At 66.1% G+C, this 18,841-nt stretch carries 18 protein-coding genes; 4 read left to right on the top strand and 14 right to left on the bottom strand.

Annotated elements, in window-relative coordinates; genetic code table 11:
• Positions 1-89: 89 nt before the first annotated feature.
• From HAV22_RS05885 to HAV22_RS05860, 6 genes are all read right to left on the bottom strand, one after another.
• Complete coding sequence (locus HAV22_RS05885) at positions 90-659, bottom strand: Spy/CpxP family protein refolding chaperone (protein ID WP_208296078.1); 570 nt, start codon at positions 657-659, stop codon at positions 90-92.
• 198 nt (positions 660-857) lie between these two features.
• On the bottom strand, positions 858-1,328 hold the full coding sequence (locus tag HAV22_RS05880) for a GNAT family N-acetyltransferase (protein WP_166857541.1): 471 nt from the start codon (positions 1,326-1,328) through the stop codon (positions 858-860).
• Positions 1,328-2,509, bottom strand: a complete 1,182-nt coding sequence (locus tag HAV22_RS05875) for an FAD-dependent monooxygenase (protein ID WP_166857539.1) — start codon at positions 2,507-2,509, stop codon at positions 1,328-1,330. The genes HAV22_RS05880 and HAV22_RS05875 overlap by 1 nt, the downstream gene beginning before the upstream one ends.
• Positions 2,510-2,616: 107 nt before the next feature.
• The gene (locus HAV22_RS05870) at positions 2,617-3,657 is read right to left on the bottom strand and encodes a bifunctional UDP-4-keto-pentose/UDP-xylose synthase (RefSeq protein WP_166857537.1); all 1,041 of its coding nucleotides are present in this window, start codon (positions 3,655-3,657) and stop codon (positions 2,617-2,619) included.
• A complete protein-coding gene (locus tag HAV22_RS05865; RefSeq protein WP_166857536.1) occupies positions 3,654-4,664 on the bottom strand; it encodes an NAD-dependent epimerase/dehydratase family protein in 1,011 nt (336 codons plus the stop codon). The genes HAV22_RS05870 and HAV22_RS05865 overlap by 4 nt, the downstream gene beginning before the upstream one ends.
• Complete coding sequence (locus tag HAV22_RS05860; RefSeq protein ID WP_166857534.1) at positions 4,661-6,028, bottom strand: UDP-glucose dehydrogenase family protein; 1,368 nt, start codon at positions 6,026-6,028, stop codon at positions 4,661-4,663. Before HAV22_RS05860 ends, HAV22_RS05865 begins: the two co-directional genes overlap by 4 nt.
• Before the next feature lie 253 nt (positions 6,029-6,281).
• On the opposite strand from HAV22_RS05860, the gene HAV22_RS05855 reads away from it, so the two are divergent.
• From HAV22_RS05855 to HAV22_RS05840, 4 genes are all read left to right on the top strand, one after another.
• The gene (locus HAV22_RS05855; RefSeq protein WP_166857532.1) at positions 6,282-7,487 is read left to right on the top strand and encodes a glycosyltransferase family 4 protein; all 1,206 of its coding nucleotides are present in this window, start codon (positions 6,282-6,284) and stop codon (positions 7,485-7,487) included.
• A gap of 80 nt (positions 7,488-7,567) precedes the next feature.
• Positions 7,568-8,995: a S41 family peptidase gene (locus HAV22_RS05850; RefSeq protein WP_166857529.1), complete on the top strand. Its 1,428-nt coding sequence runs from the start codon at positions 7,568-7,570 to the stop codon at positions 8,993-8,995.
• Positions 8,996-9,127: 132 nt separating this feature from the next.
• Complete coding sequence (locus HAV22_RS05845) at positions 9,128-10,249, top strand: beta-ketoacyl-ACP synthase III (protein WP_166857527.1); 1,122 nt, start codon at positions 9,128-9,130, stop codon at positions 10,247-10,249.
• 258 nt (positions 10,250-10,507) lie between these two features.
• Positions 10,508-10,999, top strand: a complete 492-nt coding sequence (locus HAV22_RS05840; RefSeq protein ID WP_166857525.1) for a hypothetical protein — start codon at positions 10,508-10,510, stop codon at positions 10,997-10,999.
• Positions 11,000-11,031: 32 nt separating this feature from the next.
• Here the strand turns inward: HAV22_RS05840 and HAV22_RS05835 are convergent, their stop codons facing one another.
• From HAV22_RS05835 to phbB, 8 genes are all read right to left on the bottom strand, one after another.
• Positions 11,032-13,077 (bottom strand): NADPH-dependent 2,4-dienoyl-CoA reductase, encoded by a 2,046-nt coding sequence (locus HAV22_RS05835; protein WP_166857523.1) that lies wholly within the window; start codon positions 13,075-13,077, stop codon positions 11,032-11,034.
• Between the two features lie 80 nt (positions 13,078-13,157).
• On the bottom strand, positions 13,158-13,613 hold the full coding sequence (locus HAV22_RS05830) for a hypothetical protein (protein ID WP_166857521.1): 456 nt from the start codon (positions 13,611-13,613) through the stop codon (positions 13,158-13,160).
• Positions 13,614-13,636: 23 nt separating this feature from the next.
• Positions 13,637-14,083 (bottom strand): DUF2721 domain-containing protein, encoded by a 447-nt coding sequence (locus tag HAV22_RS05825; RefSeq protein WP_166857519.1) that lies wholly within the window; start codon positions 14,081-14,083, stop codon positions 13,637-13,639.
• Between the two features lie 76 nt (positions 14,084-14,159).
• Positions 14,160-15,116 carry a prolyl aminopeptidase gene (gene pip / locus HAV22_RS05820; RefSeq protein WP_166857517.1) on the bottom strand — a complete coding sequence of 319 codons (957 nt, stop codon included), beginning with the start codon at positions 15,114-15,116 and terminating at the stop codon, positions 14,160-14,162.
• Positions 15,117-15,172: 56 nt separating this feature from the next.
• Entirely contained in the window at positions 15,173-16,492 is a 1,320-nt protein-coding gene (locus HAV22_RS05815) for an amino acid deaminase (protein WP_166857515.1), read from the bottom strand.
• 44 nt (positions 16,493-16,536) lie between these two features.
• Positions 16,537-16,926 (bottom strand): DUF2750 domain-containing protein, encoded by a 390-nt coding sequence (locus HAV22_RS05810; protein ID WP_166857513.1) that lies wholly within the window; start codon positions 16,924-16,926, stop codon positions 16,537-16,539.
• Positions 16,927-17,228: 302 nt separating this feature from the next.
• Entirely contained in the window at positions 17,229-17,948 is a 720-nt protein-coding gene (locus HAV22_RS05805) for an AAA family ATPase (protein WP_166857511.1), read from the bottom strand.
• Between the two features lie 62 nt (positions 17,949-18,010).
• The gene (phbB, locus tag HAV22_RS05800; RefSeq protein ID WP_166857509.1) at positions 18,011-18,751 is read right to left on the bottom strand and encodes an acetoacetyl-CoA reductase; all 741 of its coding nucleotides are present in this window, start codon (positions 18,749-18,751) and stop codon (positions 18,011-18,013) included.
• Positions 18,752-18,841 lie beyond the last annotated feature (90 nt).

Genomic DNA, 18,841 nt, shown 5'->3' with positions numbered 1-18,841 from the left:
TAAAACCAATTCTAGCGGGGAAGGATAGCCAAAATACCGATCGATGACGATTTTTACTTAACGATACATCGTATGCATGCCTGCGGTGCTCAGCCGCCGGTGTTGAGCGAGGCGCCGCCGGGACTGCCCATGCCGCCGCCACCGCCCATGCCGCCGCGGCCATGACCGCCCATGTGGCTGCCGCGTTCGTGCTGACCGCCGTGCTCCCCGCCCGGATGCCCGTCCGGCACGACGCGCATCAGCTGTTCGCCGACGAACGTGGCGACCTGCGCACGCTGCTTGTCGTCCAGCGCGTCGTTCACTTCCAGCCACGCTTCGCGCAACTGCTTGTCCTCAAGCCCTGTCGTCGCCGCTTCCGCCTCGACGGCCTTGTTCAAGTCGCGCATTTCGACGTCCGGCTTCGCCACCATCGCCTTCGCTTGTTCCTGCAGCGCCTCGCGGCGGCGCTGGCGCTCGCGCAGCGTGGAACGGGAGCGGCCTTCCATCTGGTTCCACAGCGTCTGCTGGTTCGGTGTGAGGTTCAGCGATTTTTTCACGTCGGCGGACATGAACAGCAAATCTTCCGCGCGCATGTCCATCAGCGGCACGGCGAACGCGGGTACGGTGACGCCGACGGCGAGTGCGAACAGGCAGGCGCGGGCAAAACGGGTGGTCATCATCAAGGCTCCGGGCATAAAAAAGCCCACGGTTGGGGGACCGTGGGCAAAGACCACTTCAAGAGTGGAGAGAGAGAGAAAAACTGATAAGAACTATAGGCGGCGTCCCGCCCGCTGTCCGGGCACTTTACAAATACTTACCTGCCGATTGATGGGGGATACACCGATTTACACGAACCCGGAGTTTGTATTTACGCGCATTTACATTCCCGTGGAACGCGCCATGATGGCAACCCGCGTGCCGTTGAGCTGCGCCGTCTCGGTCGTCACCCAGCCCAGCCGCCGGTACAGCGATTCGTTATGCGGCGTAAACAGGTGGATCGTCGGGAAGCCGAGCCGCGCCGCCGCGTCGGCGACGTGCAGCGACAGCGCGGATGCGGTGCCCCGCCCCCGGTACGCGGGCGGCACGACGACCGCCGACAGCCACGGCGTCAGGTGCGGATGCGTGATCGTCCTGGCCGCCAGCGTCGCGGCGCCGGCGGGACGGCCGTCTTCATCGAGGGCGACCAGCGTCAGCGGCAACCCCGCGCCATGGAGCGATTCGCGCAGGCGGACTTCGCGCTGCTCGACGGTGATCGACGGCGTGAGGTAGCCGAACTCGGTCTGCTGCCATGCCGCGATGACGGGCAGGTGCCGCTCGCAGTCGGCCAGGTGCGCGAACGTGAACGCCATCAGCCGGGTACTCCGACGCGCAGCGGCAGGTGCCGGCTCCAGCCATCGGCCATCGCCATGGCAAGCTGCGTGAAATCCGCGCGCCGGCTGTTGTCGTCGCGCGCGCGGCACGCCGCCTCGTCGCGGTCGAACAGGGACGAAGCCAGGCTCCGCCCGGCCATTGCGATGCCCGCCGTCTTCTGGAAGCGCAACGCGGTGAACGCCTGCAGCGCCTGGCCCAGGTCGTCCGGATGCGATGCGACGCAGTGCGCGAGATGCCACGCGTCTTCCAGCGCCTGGCACGCGCCCTGGCCGGACGTCGGCAACGCTGCGTGTGCGGCATCGCCGATCATGACGAGGTTGTGCCGGTGCCACGTCGGGACGGGGTCATGGTCGTGCACGTAAATCTTGTTGATGCGCGCCGCTGGCGTGCCCGCGATGATGTGCCGCACGGGCGCCGCCCAGTCCGCGAACCGGCGCAGCAACTCGTCGTGATAAGCGGCCGGGTCGCGCGCGCCGACGGCATCCTGCGCGGCGCCACCGGCCCAATACGCGGTGTGCCGGCCGACGGGCACGATGCCGAAGCGTTCGCCCGTGCCCCAGTAATCCGAGATCGCGTCCACGTCGAACGCGATGTCCTCCCCTTCGTGGACGCCGATCCAGTTGACGAAGCCCTGGTAGATCGGCGTGTTCGCGCCCGTCACGTAGCGGCGCGCGCACGACGCCATGCGGCCGTCGGCGCCGACGATCAGGTCCGCTGTCAGCATCGATCCGTCGTCGAAATGGACTCGTGCCGCGTCGTCGTCGGACGTGTCGATGTCCACGACCCGGCGGCCATACTGGACGGCGACGCCCAGCGACCGCAACCGGGACGTCAGGATGCGCTGGAAATCGGCCCTCAATACCGACAGGCTCGGATAGCCCATCCGCGCATCGATCAGGCCGATGTCCAGCGCGCCGAGGTCGTCGCCATGGCGCGAGAGGCGTCGCATCGCGCGCGGACGGCCGGCCACGGCCGCCATCTCGTCCAGCAGGCCGAATTGCGCGAGCACGAACGCGGCATTCGGCCACACGACGATGCCGGCGCCGATGTTCTCGTCGGCCGGGCGCCGTTCGTGGACGGTGACGTCGAATCCTTGTTGCCGGAACGCGATCGCGCTGGCGATGCCCGCCACGCCGCCGCCGAGGATGGCTATCTTCATCCGCTGACCTTTGTTAAATGACGAAGGCCTGATTATGACATGTGTTGCATTAATAAAAATAAAAAAGGCTGCCGCAGCAGCCTTTTCGGGATCGTCAGGTCCGAGGATCAGTTATTGAGCTGTTCCGCGTCGCCCAGCTTGTCCTTGTACGAATCGAAGATCTTGACCAGCGCATCACGCATGGACACCTGCGGCTTCCAGCCCAGTTCCGACACGGTGTTCTCGATCTTCGGCACGCGGTTCTGCACGTCCTGGTAGCCGGTGCCGTAGTAGGCGCCCGAGCTCGTGTCGACCAGTTTCACCTGCTTTGCCGTGTCGCGGTATTCCGGATACTCGGCGGCCAGGTCCAGCATCATGCCGGCCAGTTCGCGGATCGAGTAGTTATTGACCGGGTTGCCCACGTTGAAGATCTTGCCCGTGGCCTTGCCGTCCTTGTTCTCGATGATGCGCATCAGCGCATCGATGCCATCGTCGACGTAGGTGAACGAACGCTTCTGCTGGCCGCCGTCGACCAGCTGGATCGGTTCGCCGCGCACGATGTGGCCCAGGAACTGGGTCAGCACGCGCGAGGAGCCTTCCTTCGGCGTATGGATCGAATCCAGGCCGGCGCCGATCCAGTTGAACGGGCGGAACAGCGTGAAATTCAGGCCTTCCATGCCGTAGCCCCAGATCACGCGGTCCATCAGCTGCTTGGCGCAGGCGTAGATCCAGCGCGGCTTGTTGATCGGGCCGTAGACCAGTTCCGAGTTCTCCGGATCGAATTCCGCGTCCGGGCTCATGCCGTAGACTTCCGACGTCGACGGGAAGATCAGGTGCTTCTTGTACTTGGCGGCCGAACGGACGATCGGCAGGTTCGCCTCGAAGTCCAGTTCGAAGACGCGCAGCGGCTCCTTCACATAGGTCGACGGCGTTGCGATCGCCACCAGCGGGAGGATCACGTCGCACTTCTTGACGTGGTACTCGACCCATTCCTTGTTGATGGTGATGTCGCCTTCAAAGAAGTGCATGCGCGGATTCGACAGCAGATCGGTGATCCGCTCCGAATTCATGTCCATGCCATACACTTCCCAGTCGGTCGTCTCCAGGATGCGCTTGGAGAGATGGTGACCGATAAAACCGTTGACGCCGAGGATGAGGACTTTTTTCATTTCAGATAGGAAACATTTTCACGTATCGCCCGATTATACCACTGCGCAAATTCACGCAAGCCCGCCTCCAGTGACGTCGTGGGCTTGTAGCCGACCCTGGCCTGCAGCCTGGTCGTGTCGGCGTGCGTGGCCGGCACGTCGCCCGGCTGCATCGGCTGGAAGTCCAGCTTGGCCTTGACGTCGAGCGCGCCTTCCAGGGTGCGGATGAAGTCCAGTACCTGCACCGGCGTCTGGTTGCCGATGTTGAAGACGGCGTGCGGGGGCTTGCCCTCGGGCGTGGTCGGCTTGAACAGCAACCGGACGACGCCTTCGACGATGTCGTCGATATAGGTGAAGTCGCGGTACAGCTTGCCTTCCGCGAAGACGGGGATCGCCTCGCCCGCGAGCATCTTGCGCGCGAAGCTGAAGTAGGCCATGTCCGGCCGGCCCCACGGACCGTACACCGTGAAGAAGCGCAGGCCGGTCGCCGGGAAGCCGTACAGGTGGCTGTACGAATGGGCCATCAGCTCGTTCGACTTCTTCGTCGCGGCGTACAGCGACACGGGCGCGTCGGTGACGTCGTCCTCGCTGAACGGCGTCTTCGCGTTGGCGCCGTAGACGCTGCTGCTGCTCGCGTACAGCAGGTGCTGCACCTTGTGGTTGCGGCAGGCTTCCAGCATGTGGCCGAACGCGACGAGGTTCGCCTGGACGTACGCGGCCGGATTCTGCAGCGAATAGCGCACGCCGGCCTGGGCGGCCAAGTGCACGACGAGCGCCGGTTTCACGCGGTCGAACAGCGCGACGACCTGCTCGCCGTCGCTCAGCTCGACCGTCTCGCACGGCACACCGGCCGGCTTCAGCAGGGCCTCGACGCGGTGGTGCTTCAGCGCCGGGTCGTAGTAATCGTTGAAATTGTCGCAGCCGACCACGGTATGTCCCATGGCGGCCAGGCGCACGGCCACGGCGCTGCCGACGAAGCCGGCGGCGCCGGTGACGAGGATCGTGCCGGTCTTGTTAGCTTCGGTCATTGGGCAACCTTCCCGGAACGGCGGCCGATGCCTTCGTAGACGAGGCCGGCGGCAGCGAACGCTTCCGGATCATAGATGTTGCGGCCGTCGAACACGGCCTTCTGTTTCAGCTTCTCGGCGAGGAACGGCAGGTCCGGCGCGCGGAATTCCTTCCATTCGGTGACCAGCACGAGCACGTCCGCGCCTTCGACGGCCTGGCGGGCCGATTCGACGATACGGAGGCGCGTGTTGCACAGGTCTTCGCCGTGCTCGGCCACCAGCACGCGCTTCGCTTCCTCGCGGGCGACGGGGTCGTAGGCGATCACGTTGGCGCCCGCGTCGAACAGGGCCTTGATCAGGATGCGGCTCGGCGCTTCGCGCATGTCGTCCGTGTTCGGCTTGAACGACAGGCCCCACAGCGCGATCGTCTTGCCCTTCAGGCCGGCGTCGCCGCCGAAGAAGCGCACCAGCTTCGTGAACAGTACGTTCTTTTGCGCGTCGTTGACGGTCTCGGTCGCGGTCAGCAGGTGCAGTTGCTGCTTGTGGTCGGACGCCGTCTTGATCAGCGCCTTGACGTCTTTCGGGAAGCAGGAACCGCCGTAACCCATGCCGGCGTACAGGAAGTCCGGGCCGATGCGCGGGTCCATGCCGATGCCCAGGCGCACGGCTTCGATGTCGGCGCCCAGCAGTTCGGACAGGTTCGCCAGCTCGTTCATGAAGCTGATGCGGGTCGCCAGCATCGCGTTCGCCGCGTACTTGGTCAGCTCGGCGCTGCGGATGTCCATCTCGACGAATTTCTCGTGGTTGCGGCTGAACGGCGCGTACAGCTGGCGCATCTGCTTGGCCGCGTCGGCGTCATCGGCGCCGACCACGATGCGGTCAGGCTTCATGAAGTCGTCGATGGCGGCGCCTTCCTTCAGGAATTCGGGGTTGCTGACGACGTGGAACGCGACGTTCACGCCGCGCTTCTCCAGCTCGCCCGCGATCGCGCGCTTGACCTTTTCCGCGGTACCGACGGGCACGGTCGACTTGTCGACGATCACGGCCGGCTTCGTCAGGCGCTCGCCGATGCTGCGCGCGGCCGACAGGATGTGCGTGAGGTCGGCGCTGCCGTCTTCGTCCGGCGGCGTACCGACGGCCAGGAAGATGATGTCGGCGTGGCTGACCGCGTCGTCGTAGTTCGACGAGAACAGCAGGCGGCCCGCGGCGGCGTTGCGCTGGACGAGGTTGTCGAGGCCCGGTTCGTGGATGGGGATGATCCCGTCCTTCAACATCGTGATCTTGCGCGTATCGACGTCCAGGCACAGCACGGTGTTGCCGACGTCGGCGAAGCATGCGCCAGACACCAGTCCGACGTAACCAGTCCCGATAACTGAAATTTTCATGATTTCTACAGATTGAGTGTTAGGCCATGGGAACGCCCGCGCTGCATGCCGGATCGTCTCATGTGGGTGTGGGCCGGAAGAAATGCGGCCGAGCTAAAAACTGGACGAATTTATCATAGTTTTCTGACGAGCACGCGACGCGAGTTACATTTTTGCTATTGAGCGACGGCGCGTCCCGCGAAAAACGGCAAGTTATTGCAATCTATTACATAATAGCGGCTGCGCTCCGCCTCCCCCTCTGCGAACGTCGTCGATGAAGCTCCTCACATTCAGTTCCCTGTTCCCGAACACGGTCAAACCCAGCCACGGCATCTTTGTCGAAACCCGCCTGCGCTACCTGCTCGCCAGCGGCCAGGTCGAATCGAAGGTCGTCGCGCCCGTGCCGTGGTTCCCGTCGCAGCACCCGCGCTTCGGCGACTATGCGGCCTTTTCCAAGGTGCCGGCGGCGGAAACCCGCTGCGGCATCGACGTCACCCACCCGCGCTACCTCGTCATTCCCAAAGTCGGGATGACGGCCGCGCCGTGGCTGATGGCCCAGGCCTGCAAGAAAGAGATCGGCCGCATCATCGACGAGGGTTACGACTTCGACGTCATCGACGCGCACTATTTTTATCCGGACGGCGTCGCCGCAGTGATGCTGGGCAAGTATTTCAACAAGCCCGTCGTCGTCACGGCCCGCGGTACCGACATTAACCTGATTCCGCAGTTCGCGCTGCCGAGAAAGCAACTGATGTGGGCCGCCAACAACGCGGCCGGCATGATCACCGTGTGCCAGGCATTGCGCGAAGAGATGATCGGCCTCGGCATTCCGGGTGACCGCATCGTGGCACTGCGCAACGGCGTCGACCTGCAGCGCTTCGTCCCGCTGGACCGGGCCGCCGCGCGCGCCCAGCTGGGCATGGAGGGCTTCACCGTGATCTCCGTCGGCGTGCTCGACCCGCGCAAGGCGCACGATCTGACGATCGGCGCGCTGCCGCTGCTGCCGGACGTGAAGCTTCTCATCGCGGGCATCGGGCCGGAACGCAAGAAGCTGGAAGCGCTGGCCGCCAGCCTGGGCGTGGCCGACCGCGTGACGTTCCTCGGCGCCGTCGCGCAGGCCGAGCTCAAGAATTACTACAACGCGGCCGACGCGATGGTCCTCGCCTCCAGCCGCGAAGGCTGGGCGAACGTGCTGCTGGAATCGATGGCGTGCGGCACGCCGGTCGTCGCCAGCAACGTCTGGGGCACGCCGGAAGTCGTGGCGGCGCCGGAGGCGGGTGTGCTGATGAAGGAACGCACGTCGAAAGGCATCGCCGACGCGCTGACCGAACTGCGCCGCAACTACCCCGACCACGCCGCCACGCGCCGCTACGCCGAAGGCTTCAGCTGGGACGACACGACCAATGGCCAGTTGACGTTGTTTTCGCGCATCATCAATAGCCGCGGTTCCTTGCCAGCCGGACAACGCGTCGTCGCCTGAGCACGCGTCCTGCGCCCCGGGCCCCACCCGGGACGCGGGACGGTTATACTGGACCGCAGTCACCATTCGTTCCATCGCCCATGCGCTCCAGCTTCAAGAACGCCGCCCTGGTCACGCTCGGCGTGATCCTCGGGACCGGCGTCACGATGCAATACTCGGTCCTGGCCCACAAGCCGGTCGACGGCATGCCCATCGAGGGCCTGCACGAGCTGGCGCATGCCTACAGCACGATCAAGGCCGACTACGTCGAGCCCGTGCCCGACCGCAAGCTGCTCACGCAAGCCATCTCCGGCATGGTCGGTGCGCTCGACCCGCACTCGGCCTACCTCGACCGCAAGGCCTACCGCGAGCTGCGCGAGGGCACGGAAGGCAAGTTCGTCGGCCTGGGCATCGAGATCAACCAGAGCGACGAAGGCTATATCCGCATCGTCACCCCCATCGAGGACGCGCCGGCCGCGCGCGCCGGCATCCGCGCGGGCGACCTGATCACGCACGTCGACGGCGCCGCGGTGAAAGGCATGGACCTGGACGAAGCGATCCGGCGCATGCGCGGCGAGCCGCACACGAAGGTCGTGCTCACCGTGCTCCGCAAGGACGCGCCGGCGCCGCTGTCGTTCACGATCGTGCGCGACGAGATCGTGCAAAAAAGCGTCAAGGGCAAGATCGTCGCACCCGGCTACGCCTGGGTGCGCGTATCGCAATTCCAGGAGCCGACGGTCGACGACCTGGCGAACAAGCTGGCCGCGCTGGCGCGCGAGGAACCGAATCTGAAAGGCATCGTGCTCGACCTGCGCAACGATCCTGGCGGGCTGCTGCAGGGCGCGATCGGCGTCGCGGCCGCGTTCCTGCCGAAGAATGCCGAGATCGTGTCCACGAACGGCCAGCTGGAAGACTCGAAGGCCAAGTTCTACGGCAGCCCCGAGTATTACCTGCTCAGCCGCGGCAACGATCCGCTCGAGAAGGTGCCCGACCTGTTCAAGACGATTCCCATGGTCGTGCTCGTGAACACGGGTTCCGCGTCCGCGTCGGAAATCGTCGCGGGCGCCCTGCAGGACCACAAACGCGCCGCCATCGTCGGCACCCAGACGTTCGGCAAGGGCTCCGTGCAAACCATCCGCCCGCTCGCCGGCGACACCGCCGTGAAGCTCACGACGGCGCGCTACTACACGCCCAGCGGCCGCTCGATCCAGGCGCGCGGCATCGTGCCCGACATCCACGTCGACGAGACTGCCGACGGCGACGGCCTGAACGCCCTGCGCATGCGCGAGGCAGACCTGCAGCACCACCTCAAGAACGACACCTCGCGCACGCCCGAGGACACGACGAACCACGACGACATCGAGGAACAGATGCGCATCCTCGCCGCCGGCCGCTCGCGCAAGCCGCTCGACTTCGGCAGCACCGACGATTTCCAGCTCACGCAGGCTCTGCACCACCTGCAGGGCTTGCCGGTCCAGCTGTCGAAGCGCGCGGTGCCGCCCGCGCCCCTGGCCCAGCAATCGCACTGATCCCGCACAACGCCCGTACTGACGGGCTTCCTGTGGAATCCCCCCTCGGTTCCCAGCGTCGGTACGATTGTGTAGAATCGGCGGATTCCCGGGAAGTTTCCTCCCGTTATCGTCCATGAAAGCTAGCCTGTTATGAAACCTGTCGTCATCAGCGGCACCGGCCTGTTCACGCCACCGAATTCGATTTCCAACGATGAGCTGGTGACGGCCTACAATGCCTACGCCGAGCTGTTCAACGCGGAGCACGCGGACAAGATCGCGGCCGGCGCAGTGACCGCGCTGGAACCGTCCAGCAGCGCGTTCATCGAAAAGGCGTCGGGCATCAAGTCGCGCTACGTGATGGAAAAGGAAGGCATCCTCGATCCCACGCACATGACGCCGCGCATCAAGGAACGCGCCGACGAGGAATTGTCGCTGCAGGCCGAGATCTGCGTCGCCGCCGCCCGCCAGGCCCTCGCGCGCGCGGGCCGCACGCCGGCCGACATCGACATGGTCCTCGTCGCCGCCAGCAACATGCAGCGCGCCTACCCGGCGATGGCCGTCGAAGTGCAGGAAGCGCTCGGCATCGAGGGCTATGGCTTCGACATGAACGTGGCCTGCTCGTCCGCGACGTTCGCGATCCAGACCGCCGCCGCCGCCGTGCAGACGGGCCAGGCGCGCGCCGTGCTCGTGCTCGATCCGGAAATCACGAGCGCCCACCTGAACTTCCGCGACCGCGACAGCCACTTCATCTTCGGCGACGCGTGCACGGCGATGGTCATCGAAGCGGCCGACACGGCCACGAGCGAACACCAGTTCGAGATCCTCGATTCGAAGCTGAAGACGAAATTCTCGAACAACATCCGCAACAACTTCGGTTTCATGAACCGCTTCGACGAGGACGGTGTCGGCCAGCCCGACAAGCTGTTCCGCCAGCAGGGCCGCAAGGTGTTCAAGGAAGTGTGCCCGATGGCCGCCGCGATGATCCGCGACACCGTCGAGCACGCGGGCCTGAAGATCGAGGACGTCTCGCGCTTCTGGCTGCACCAGGCGAACCTGAGCATGAACCAGCTGATCGTGCGCACCCTGCTGGGCCGCGACGCCACGCCGGAAGAAGCGCCCGTGATCCTCGACCGCTACGCGAACACGTCGTCGGCCGGTTCCATCATCGCGTTCCACTCGCACCAGGATGACTTGCCGAGCGGCGCCAATGGCGTCATCTGCTCGTTCGGTGCCGGGTATTCGATCGGCTGCGTCGTCGTGCGCAAGAAATAACGTCGACACAGCGCGTACGTCACGCGTGGGCACGGGGTGCCCACCCTACTATACGCTGTAGGGTGGGCGGCCCCCGCCCACGCGGACGCCGACAGCATGTTGGCGTTGTCGAGATAACGTAACCCGTTGTTTCACAAGAATAAGTTGGTAGTTCCAGTCCTACAAAGGTGCGCTCCCTCTTCCTCTGGAATACCGCGTTCCCGGCGCGCATGATCGTTCTGTCAGCGCATCAGCACGCGCAGCTCACAGGAGGACACCATGACGAAACAAAAAGGACCGGACAGCACGCGCTCGCGCGGCATCGCCAAGGAAAAGATCGTGCCCGTGGCGGAAGGCAGCCAGCAGCCGCGCGCACCGGGCTGGGTGGCGCCGGGCAGCGCCAACGTCCAGTCGGCCAACATCGAACAGATGGGTGCGGCCTTGCGCTCGCGCGGTTCGCTGCAGGGCGGCATCGACAACCCGAACGTGGGCACGCAGCGCGGCGGTGCCGGTGCGCAGCAGGCCGGCTGGAGCGCCCGCCAGAGCGCCCAGCGCATGCAGGCGCGCGGCGAGGAAGACCGCCTGAACGCGTCGCGCCAGTCCGGCTACGGCGGCATGGAACAGCAGCAGAAAGGCGGCTCGCTGGAATCGTCGACGGGCTCGATGCAAAGCGACACGAACATGCCGCGCCAGGGCGACCAGACGGCGCAGCCGGCGTCCGATAACCGCAGCAAGAAGAGCAGGAAACGCAGCATCGGCACGAAGAAGTAAACCCTACAAGGCCGGGTGCTCCCGGCCTTTTTTTACAACCGCGCCGCCAGCTCCGCCCCTTCGCGGATCGCCCGCTTCGCATCCAGCTCGGCCGCGAGCGCCGCGCCGCCGATCTTGTGGAACGCCGGCCCGCCGCGCGTGCCTTCCGGCGGCATCAGCTCCGCCAGGCTTTCCTGCCCCGCGCAGATCACCACGTTGTCCACTTCCAGCAGCTTCTGCTCCCCGCCGATCGTGATGTGCAGGCCCGCGTCATCGATGCGGTCGTACTGCACGCCGGCCAGCATGACGACGCCGTTGCGGGCGAGCGTCGCGCGGTGCACCCAGCCCGACGTCTTGCCCAGGCCCGCGCCGGGACGCGTCGTCTTGCGCTGCAGGAGCCAGATGCTGCGCGCGGGCGCCGTGCCGTGCGGCTTCATCAGGCCGCCCGGCGTCGCCACCTGCAGGTCGACGCCCCATTCGCCGGCCCAGTCCTCGACGGGCTGCGGGCGCGGCGCGTGCGCATCGTGGATCAGGTATTCGGCCGTGTCGAAGCCGATGCCGCCCGCGCCGATGATCGCCGCGCGCCGTCCCACGGGCGCGCCGTCGCGCAGCACGTCCAGGTACGACAGCACCTTCGGATGCGTGATGCCGTCGATGCGCGGCCGGCGCATCGTGACACCGGTCGCCACGATCACGTCGTCGTAGCCCGCGGCGACGAGTTCCTCGCGCGTGACGCGGCGGCCCAGCTGCAGCTCGACACCGGCCAGTTCCAGCTGGCGCCCGAAGTAGCGGACGGTCTCCGTGAATTCCTCCTTGCCGGGGATGCGCATGGCGACGTTGAACTGGCCGCCGATGCGATCGAGCCCGTCGAACAAGGTAACGGCGTGACCCCGCTGCGCCGCCACCGTCGCGGCGGACAGGCCGGCCGGCCCGGCGCCCACGACGGCGATCCGCTTGCGCCGGCTCGTCGGCCGGTACACGAGTTCCGTCTCGTGGCAGGCGCGCGGGTTCACGAGGCAGCTCGCGCGCTCGTTCGAGAACGTGTGGTCGAGACACGCCTGGTTGCAGGCGATGCACGTGTTGATGCGGTCGGCCTGCCCCGCCGCGGCCTTGTTCACCCAATCGGGATCGGCGAGGAACGGGCGCGCCATCGACACCATGTCCGCGCTGCCGTCGGCCAGCAGGCGCTCCGCGTCCTGCGGCATGTTGATGCGGTTCGACGCGACGACGGGGATCCCGACCGCATCGCGCAGCCGCCCCGCGATCGATGCGAACGCGGCGCGCGGCACGGAGGTGACGATCGTCGGCACACGCGCCTCGTGCCAGCCGTAGCCCGTGTTGAGGATCGTGGCGCCCGCGCCCTCCAGCGCCTGCGCCACCTGCACGACCTCGTCCCACGTGTTGCCGCCGTCAACGAGGTCCAGCACGGAGTGGCGCACCATCACGATGAAATCGCGTCCGACGGCCGCGCGGATGCGGCGCACGATCTCCACCGGCAGCCGCATGCGGTTCTCGATGGAGCCGCCCCACGCATCCGTGCGGCGGTTCGTGCGCGCGCACAGGAACTGGTTGATCAGGTAGCCCTCGCTGCCCATCACCTCGACGCCGTCGTAGCCGGCCTTTTGTGCCAGCTTCGCGCAGCGGACGTAGGCCGCGATGGTCGACTCGATGCCGCGCGGCGTCAACGCGCGCGGGCGGAACGGAGAAATGGGCGACTTGACGTTCGACGCGGACACGACGAGCGGCTGGTAGCCGTAGCGGCCCGCGTGCAGGATCTGCAGCACGATCTTGCCGCCCTCCTCGTGCACGGCGCGCGTGACGCGGCGGTGGTTGAAGACGTCGCCACGGAAGTTCAGCGTGCCGCCGAACGGCAGCAGCCAGCCCTGGCGGTTCGGCGAGATGCCCCCTGTGACGATCAGGCCCGCGCCGCCGCGGGCGCGCTCGCGGTAGAACGCGGCCAGTTTGCCGTAGTTCCAGAAGCGGTCTTCGAGGCCCGTGTGCATCGAGCCCATGATGACGCGGTTCTTCAGCGTCGTGAAGCCGAGGTCGAGGGGAGACAGGAGGTGCGGATAGGCGGTAGCGGGCAGTGAAGCAGTCATGGGCGCAACGAAAGTGGCAATCCCGGCATTACACCGGGATTTCGTCGAGCCGTGGTTCTAATCGCGATGCCGCGACGAGGTCACGCGGGATAGCTCTCCGGCGTGCGCAGTTCGGCGAACTGCTCGATGCTGCCGATGCGCACCGTGACGGGATTCAGGCTCGTATGCGGCGCCAGCGAGCGCCACGCGAACTTCCATTCCTTTTCGCGGGCATTGGCGATCGGTTGCGAGAACGCCTGGCCGAGGCGAGAGCGGATGCCGTATTCGACCGGGCCGTCGATACCCGCCCAGTTGGGCAGGGTGCGCTGCACGGCACGGTGCAGGCGCTCGCCGAATTCCTCCGTGTTGTGGATGACGAGGCAGCTGTCGGCGGGGCCGAGCACGTCGAACAGCTGCTTGTTCCACGCGGTGGAGAACGACAGCGTGAGGAAGCCGTTCTCCGGCTGGAGTTTGAACTGGCCGGTGGACAGCGCCAGTTCCAGCTCGGCGCGCAGGCCGTAGCGGTGCAGGGTCGGGGGGCGTTGGTAGTCGTGCATGATGGGTCTCGATTCGTGGGGGTCTAGTCCCGCCGCGCCGGGGCGTCGTGACGGTGGATGCGCATGTAGCGGAACGAGACGGTGACTTCGCGCAGCAGGAAAATGAAACTGGCAATCAGGGCGACCATCGCCACCACGAACATGCCGGCGATGTAGCGGTCCAGCGGGAGGTTCGTCGTATCGCCGAGGAACAGGCAGGCGATGATCAGGCAGATGAGCAGGCCGCAGCCGGTGCTGAACGTGATCGCGTAGTTGATCAGGCGCCAGCGCTGGTACAGCACGTCGAGCTCTTCGCTGCATTCGGGGTCGGGGCCTTTGCGCAGCTCGATCTTGAGGTCGCGGGTACGGTCGATGATGCGCGCGAGGCGGTTCATCAATACCGTCAGCTTGGTGGCCACGCCGGTCAGCAGGAACACGGGCGCGATCGCCAACTGGATGACATGGCCGATGTCGTTGGTCTGGATATTCATGCTGGTAGCTTGTCGTTCTTGTAAGAAGCTGGGAACAGTGTAGCAGGCGGCGGCCTCCGTCCCCGTGACTGTGGTTTCAATCGAAGCGGCCGTAACGTTTGAACTGTTCCGTGGCGGCGACGAGGGCGCGCGAGATGCCGGCTTCGAGCGCGCCGTGGCCGGCGTCCGGGATCATGCGCAGGCGCGACCCGGCCCAGGCCTGGTGCAGGCGGTAGGCGGACAGCGGCGGGCAGATGACGTCGTAGCGCCCCTGCACGATCACGGCCGGCAGGTGCGTGATGCGGTCCAGGTCGCGCAGCAGCTGGTCGGGTTCGAGGAAGCCGCCCTGCGCCATGTAGTGCGATTCGAGCCGGCCCACGCCCAGGTCGAGCGTGTCGGACGTATGCTCGTCCTCCTGCGGCAGCAGGAACACGCGGCGGCCCTCGAAGCGGCTCCACGCGCGCGCGGCGGGCCAGTACTGCTGCGGGTCGTCGGACAGCAGGCGTTTCGTGTACGCGGCGAGCAGGTCGCCGCGCTCCTCCAGCGGGATCGGCGCGACGAATTCGTCGTACAGCTCCGGGTAGAACCACTGCACGCCGTACAGGAAGAATTCGATCTCGGCCGGCGTGCACAGGAAGATCCCGCGCAGCACGAAGCCCAGGCAGCGCTCGGGGTGCGCCTGTCCATACGCGAGCGCCAGGGTGGAGCCCCAGGAGCCGCCGAACACGAGCCAGCGCTCGATGCCGAACATGGCGCGCAGGCGCTCGATGTCCTGGATGAGCAGCTGCGTCGTGTTGTTGCGCCATTCGCCGAGCGGCGTCGACTTGCCGGCGCCGCGCTGGTCGAACAGGATCACGCGGTAGGCGCTCGGGTCGAAGAAGCGGCGATGCTGCGGCGACAGGCCCGCACCTGGACCGCCGTGCAGGAACACGACGGGAATGCCGTTCGGGTTGCCCACTTCTTCCCAGTAGATCGTGTGCAGGTCGTCCACGGCCAGCATGCCGTGGCGGTTCGGGAGGATAGTGGGGAACAACGACGGCGGGGTGGCAGGCATGGCGGATCGGTGTACGAATGAAACGACAACCGATTGTAGCCTACCGCCCGTCCGTTCTAGAAGAAAGTGTTGAGCGCGAAGCGCACGGCGTAGTCGTCGTCCACGGCGAGCAGCAGGGGCCAGCGGTCGAACGTCGTGCACGGATGCGAGATGCCGCACCCGACCAGGTCACCCACGGCGAGCATGTCGCGCACGGGGCCGTCCGGCAGCTGCAGGTATGCGTGCTGGTCGTTCATCTTGACGATCGCGCAGCCGTCCGGCAGCGCGTGCGCGGCGCCGGGCCCGGGCCGGTGATGCCACAGCGGCACCGGCAGGCCGGCGTCGTGCGATGCGTCGCGCTTGCCCATCGTGAGGATCGCGAGGCCCGGCTCGGGGCGCGACTGCACGACGCTCCAGATCTCCAGCGCGGGCCGCAAGCCTTCGCCGGGCGGCACGCCTTCGCGCGCATCGAGCGCCTCGATGTGGCGGTGGTACATGCCGTGGTCGCTCGTCAGGTAGCAGCCGCTGCGCAGCACGGGGACCAGAGGCAGCGACAGCCCGTGCAGTTCCTGGAAGCCGCGCGCGACGAGGTCGAAGTACGACGAGCCGCCCGCCGTCACGAGGATCTCGCGCGTCCCGAACAGGCCTTCGTCGTCGGCCTCGCGCACGAGCGCACACAGGCGCGCGACGAAGCTCGATACGGCGCGCAGGTCGGCCTCGTGGTCGTCGGACACGAGCAGCCCTTCGTAGCCTTCGAAGCCGGCCAGCACGAGGCCAGGCGCCCGCTCGATGGCACGCGCCACCGTCAGCGCTTCCTCCGGCGTGCGGCAGCCGGCCCGCTTGCCCGACAGCCCCAGTTCGACGAGCACGGACAACGGCCGCGTCAGAGGGTGCGCCTCGACTTCTTCCGACAGGCGCGCCACGCCCGCGAGCGAATCGGCCAGCACGACGCATTCGAAGCCGGGGTCGTCGTGCAGCAGTTGCAGCACCATGCGCACGTCGCTCCGCGCGACGAGCTGGTTCGCGACGAGCACGCGGCGCACGCCGAAGCGATGCGCCACCCGCACCTGCACGGCGTTCGCGAGGGTGATGCCCCAGGCGCCGTTCGCGAGCTGGGCGCCGAACAGTTGCGGGGACATCGTCGTCTTGCCGTGCGGGGCGATGCGCACGCCGTGGCGTTCGCAGAAGTCACGCATCCAGTCGAGGTTATGGCGCAGCGCCGACGTCTTCAGCACGGCGACGGGAAAACTGGTGTCGCCATGCAGCACGTTCCAGCCCTGCATACCGACGGCGCCCTGGCGCAGCGGCGCCGTCAGCGGCAAGCCCTTCACGCCGGGCTGCAGCATCTGTTCCTCCAGGCTGGACAAGGCGAGTGCGCCGTGCGGCAAAGCGTTCATGGTGGACTCCTTCGTGGTCATCGGCGGCGATGGTAGCAGACGTTTTACACGTCGAGGCTGCGCAGCTCGTCCTCGAGGTCGACGCGCAGGAGGCCCGGCGTCGGCATCACGCCTTTCGACCCCGGCGTGCGAAAGACGCCGGGCACGAGGCCGTCCTGCTGCAACTGCGGCAGCAATTCTCCGAGCAGGTCGTCCAGCGCGAACGCCTGCGGCGCGTAGCCTTCCCACTCGAATTCCGCGCACAACTGGGCGAATTCGCGGTCCGGCCACATGGCGAACACGAGCGTGCCATCGTCCTTCTCGGCGAGCGCCCAGCCGTTGCGGTACAGCCCCCACACGATGCCCGTGGCGGCCACCCGCTTGACGAAGTATTCGTAGCGCTGCGGCGCGGGCAGGCGCACCACGGCCTTCACTTGCTCAGCATCGATCATCATCGTCTTCCCACGCGCACCCGGCGGCAGCCACCGTAGAGAGGATACGACACATGGCCGTTTAACGGCGCGCAAGCGAAATTCGGGGTCAGAGCGAAATTCGGGGTCAGAGCACTTTTTCGGCAGAATTCGGGGTCAGAGCACTTTTCAAAACATGGTCTGCGAGGAAGCCTGAAAACGCAACGCAGCTGATTCGATGTGACAGCCGCGCAACGGGACCAATACCGTCGCTTTTACGCTCAGTGTGAAAGCATGCCCTGACCCCGAATTTCCGCAGAAATGTGCCCTGACCCCGAAGTGGGGACTTAGTCGTCGAGCAGTTGTTCCAGCCGGCGCGGATAGTGGTTCAGGAAGTCGCGCGTGACGGCGTAGTGTTCCGTGTCCTCGTAGCTGATCTCGGCGATGCCTGTGCCGTCGAAACTTAAAATTTTGGCGCGCGGGTACGCGAGCAGGATCGGCGAATGCGTCGCGATGATGAACTGCGCGCCTTGCTTCACGAGATTGTCGATGACGCTCAGCGCGGCCAGTTGGCGGTTGGGCGACAGTGCGGCTTCCGGTTCGTCCAGAAGATAGAAACCGTCGCCGCGGAAGCCGAGCATCACGTCCATGAACGCTTCGCCGTGCGAGCGCAAGTGCAGCGACGGGCCGCCGCCGGGCAGCTCGTCGAGGTAAGTGAACACGTTGAACAGGCTTTCCGCGCGCAGGAAATAGCTGTTGCGGGGCCAGCGCCAGCCCTTGGTGACCTTCAGCACGTGCTGCAGCGGCGACACCTGCTGCTGCGGCGGCCGGTAGACGTTCTTCGACCCGCCTTCCGCCGGCAGTCCCAGCGCCACCGCGATCGCCTCCAGCACCGTCGACTTGCCCGCGCCGTTCTCGCCGACGAAGAACGTGACGTCCGGATGCGGCTCCAGCACGCCCAGGTCGCGCACGGCGGGAATCGTGAACGGATAGCGCTGCGGGTCGATCGTGGCCTGCGGGTCGATCTGGATGGACCGCAGATAGGGTTTGGCGGTGAGTGGCGGCATGGTTGCTCCGGAAAGAAAAACACCGCCCGGAGGCGGTGTCGATGCATGACGGCGCGCCGTCCTTATTGCATGTGCTGGCCGCCGTTGATGGCGATGTTGGCGCCGGTGACGAATGCGGCTTCGTCCGACGACAGGTAGGCCACGAGGCCAGCCACTTCTTCCGGCTTGCCCAGGCGGCCCATCGGGATCTGCGGCAGGATCTTCGATTCCAGCACTTCGGCCGGGATGTCGGTGACCATCTTGGTGCCGATATAGCCCGGCGAGATGGTGTTCACGGTGACGCCCTTGCGCGCCACTTCCAGCGCCAGGGCTTTCGTGAAGCCGTGGATGCCGGCCTTGGCCGCCGAATAGTTGGTCTGGCCGAACGCGCCCTTCTGGCCGTTGACGGACGAGATGTTGATGATGCGGCCCCAGTTGCGTTCGACCATGCCGTCAGTGACGGGCTTGGTCATGTTGAACACGGAGTCGAGGTTGGTCTTCATGACCGCATCCCAATTGACCTTGTCCATCTTCTTGAAGGTCATGTCGCGCGTGATACCGGCGTTGTTGACCAGCACGTCGACTGGACCGACTTCCTGCACGACCTTGGCCACGCAGGCCTGGGCCGAATCGTAGTCGGACACATCGCATTCATAGGCCTTGAAGTCGTGGCCCTGATCGCGCATCGAGGCCAGCCAGCCTTCGGCCTTCTTGCTGCCCGGCGAGTACGTCGTCACGACCTTGTAGCCGAGCGCAGCCAGCTTGATGCAGATCGCTTCACCCAGGCCGCCCATGCCGCCGGTCACTAATGCCACTCTAGCCATTGTCTTCTCCTAGTTTTTCGCTTGATTTGCGTACAATTTCCTGATTACCCATGCCGCTGATGCGGCGCCGGCGCCCCGGCAGCGGGGGCG

Origin of the sequence: Telluria antibiotica (assembly GCF_011682055.1) — a bacterium.
GTDB classification, from domain to species: Bacteria; Pseudomonadota; Gammaproteobacteria; order Burkholderiales; family Burkholderiaceae_D; genus Telluria; species Telluria antibiotica.
This window is presented reverse-complemented; position numbering and strand designations above follow the sequence as displayed.

What these genes read in the sequence shown, in the direction of transcription:
- HAV22_RS05885 (WP_208296078.1), bottom strand. Translation starts at nt 659, where the DNA reads ATGATGACCACCCGTTTTGCCCGCGCCTGCCTGTTCGCACTCGCCGTC.
- HAV22_RS05880 (WP_166857541.1), bottom strand. Translation starts at nt 1,328, where the DNA reads ATGGCGTTCACGTTCGCGCACCTGGCCGACTGCGAGCGGCACCTGCCC.
- HAV22_RS05875 (WP_166857539.1), bottom strand. Translation starts at nt 2,509, where the DNA reads ATGAAGATAGCCATCCTCGGCGGCGGCGTGGCGGGCATCGCCAGCGCG.
- HAV22_RS05870 (WP_166857537.1), bottom strand. Translation starts at nt 3,657, where the DNA reads ATGAAAAAAGTCCTCATCCTCGGCGTCAACGGTTTTATCGGTCACCAT.
- HAV22_RS05865 (WP_166857536.1), bottom strand. Translation starts at nt 4,664, where the DNA reads ATGACCGAAGCTAACAAGACCGGCACGATCCTCGTCACCGGCGCCGCC.
- HAV22_RS05860 (WP_166857534.1), bottom strand. Translation starts at nt 6,028, where the DNA reads ATGAAAATTTCAGTTATCGGGACTGGTTACGTCGGACTGGTGTCTGGC.
- HAV22_RS05855 (WP_166857532.1), top strand. Translation starts at nt 6,282, where the DNA reads ATGAAGCTCCTCACATTCAGTTCCCTGTTCCCGAACACGGTCAAACCC.
- HAV22_RS05850 (WP_166857529.1), top strand. Translation starts at nt 7,568, where the DNA reads ATGCGCTCCAGCTTCAAGAACGCCGCCCTGGTCACGCTCGGCGTGATC.
- HAV22_RS05845 (WP_166857527.1), top strand. Translation starts at nt 9,128, where the DNA reads ATGAAACCTGTCGTCATCAGCGGCACCGGCCTGTTCACGCCACCGAAT.
- HAV22_RS05840 (WP_166857525.1), top strand. Translation starts at nt 10,508, where the DNA reads ATGACGAAACAAAAAGGACCGGACAGCACGCGCTCGCGCGGCATCGCC.
- HAV22_RS05835 (WP_166857523.1), bottom strand. Translation starts at nt 13,077, where the DNA reads ATGACTGCTTCACTGCCCGCTACCGCCTATCCGCACCTCCTGTCTCCC.
- HAV22_RS05830 (WP_166857521.1), bottom strand. Translation starts at nt 13,613, where the DNA reads ATGCACGACTACCAACGCCCCCCGACCCTGCACCGCTACGGCCTGCGC.
- HAV22_RS05825 (WP_166857519.1), bottom strand. Translation starts at nt 14,083, where the DNA reads ATGAATATCCAGACCAACGACATCGGCCATGTCATCCAGTTGGCGATC.
- pip (WP_166857517.1), bottom strand. Translation starts at nt 15,116, where the DNA reads ATGCCTGCCACCCCGCCGTCGTTGTTCCCCACTATCCTCCCGAACCGC.
- HAV22_RS05815 (WP_166857515.1), bottom strand. Translation starts at nt 16,492, where the DNA reads ATGAACGCTTTGCCGCACGGCGCACTCGCCTTGTCCAGCCTGGAGGAA.
- HAV22_RS05810 (WP_166857513.1), bottom strand. Translation starts at nt 16,926, where the DNA reads ATGATGATCGATGCTGAGCAAGTGAAGGCCGTGGTGCGCCTGCCCGCG.
- HAV22_RS05805 (WP_166857511.1), bottom strand. Translation starts at nt 17,948, where the DNA reads ATGCCGCCACTCACCGCCAAACCCTATCTGCGGTCCATCCAGATCGAC.
- phbB (WP_166857509.1), bottom strand. Translation starts at nt 18,751, where the DNA reads ATGGCTAGAGTGGCATTAGTGACCGGCGGCATGGGCGGCCTGGGTGAA.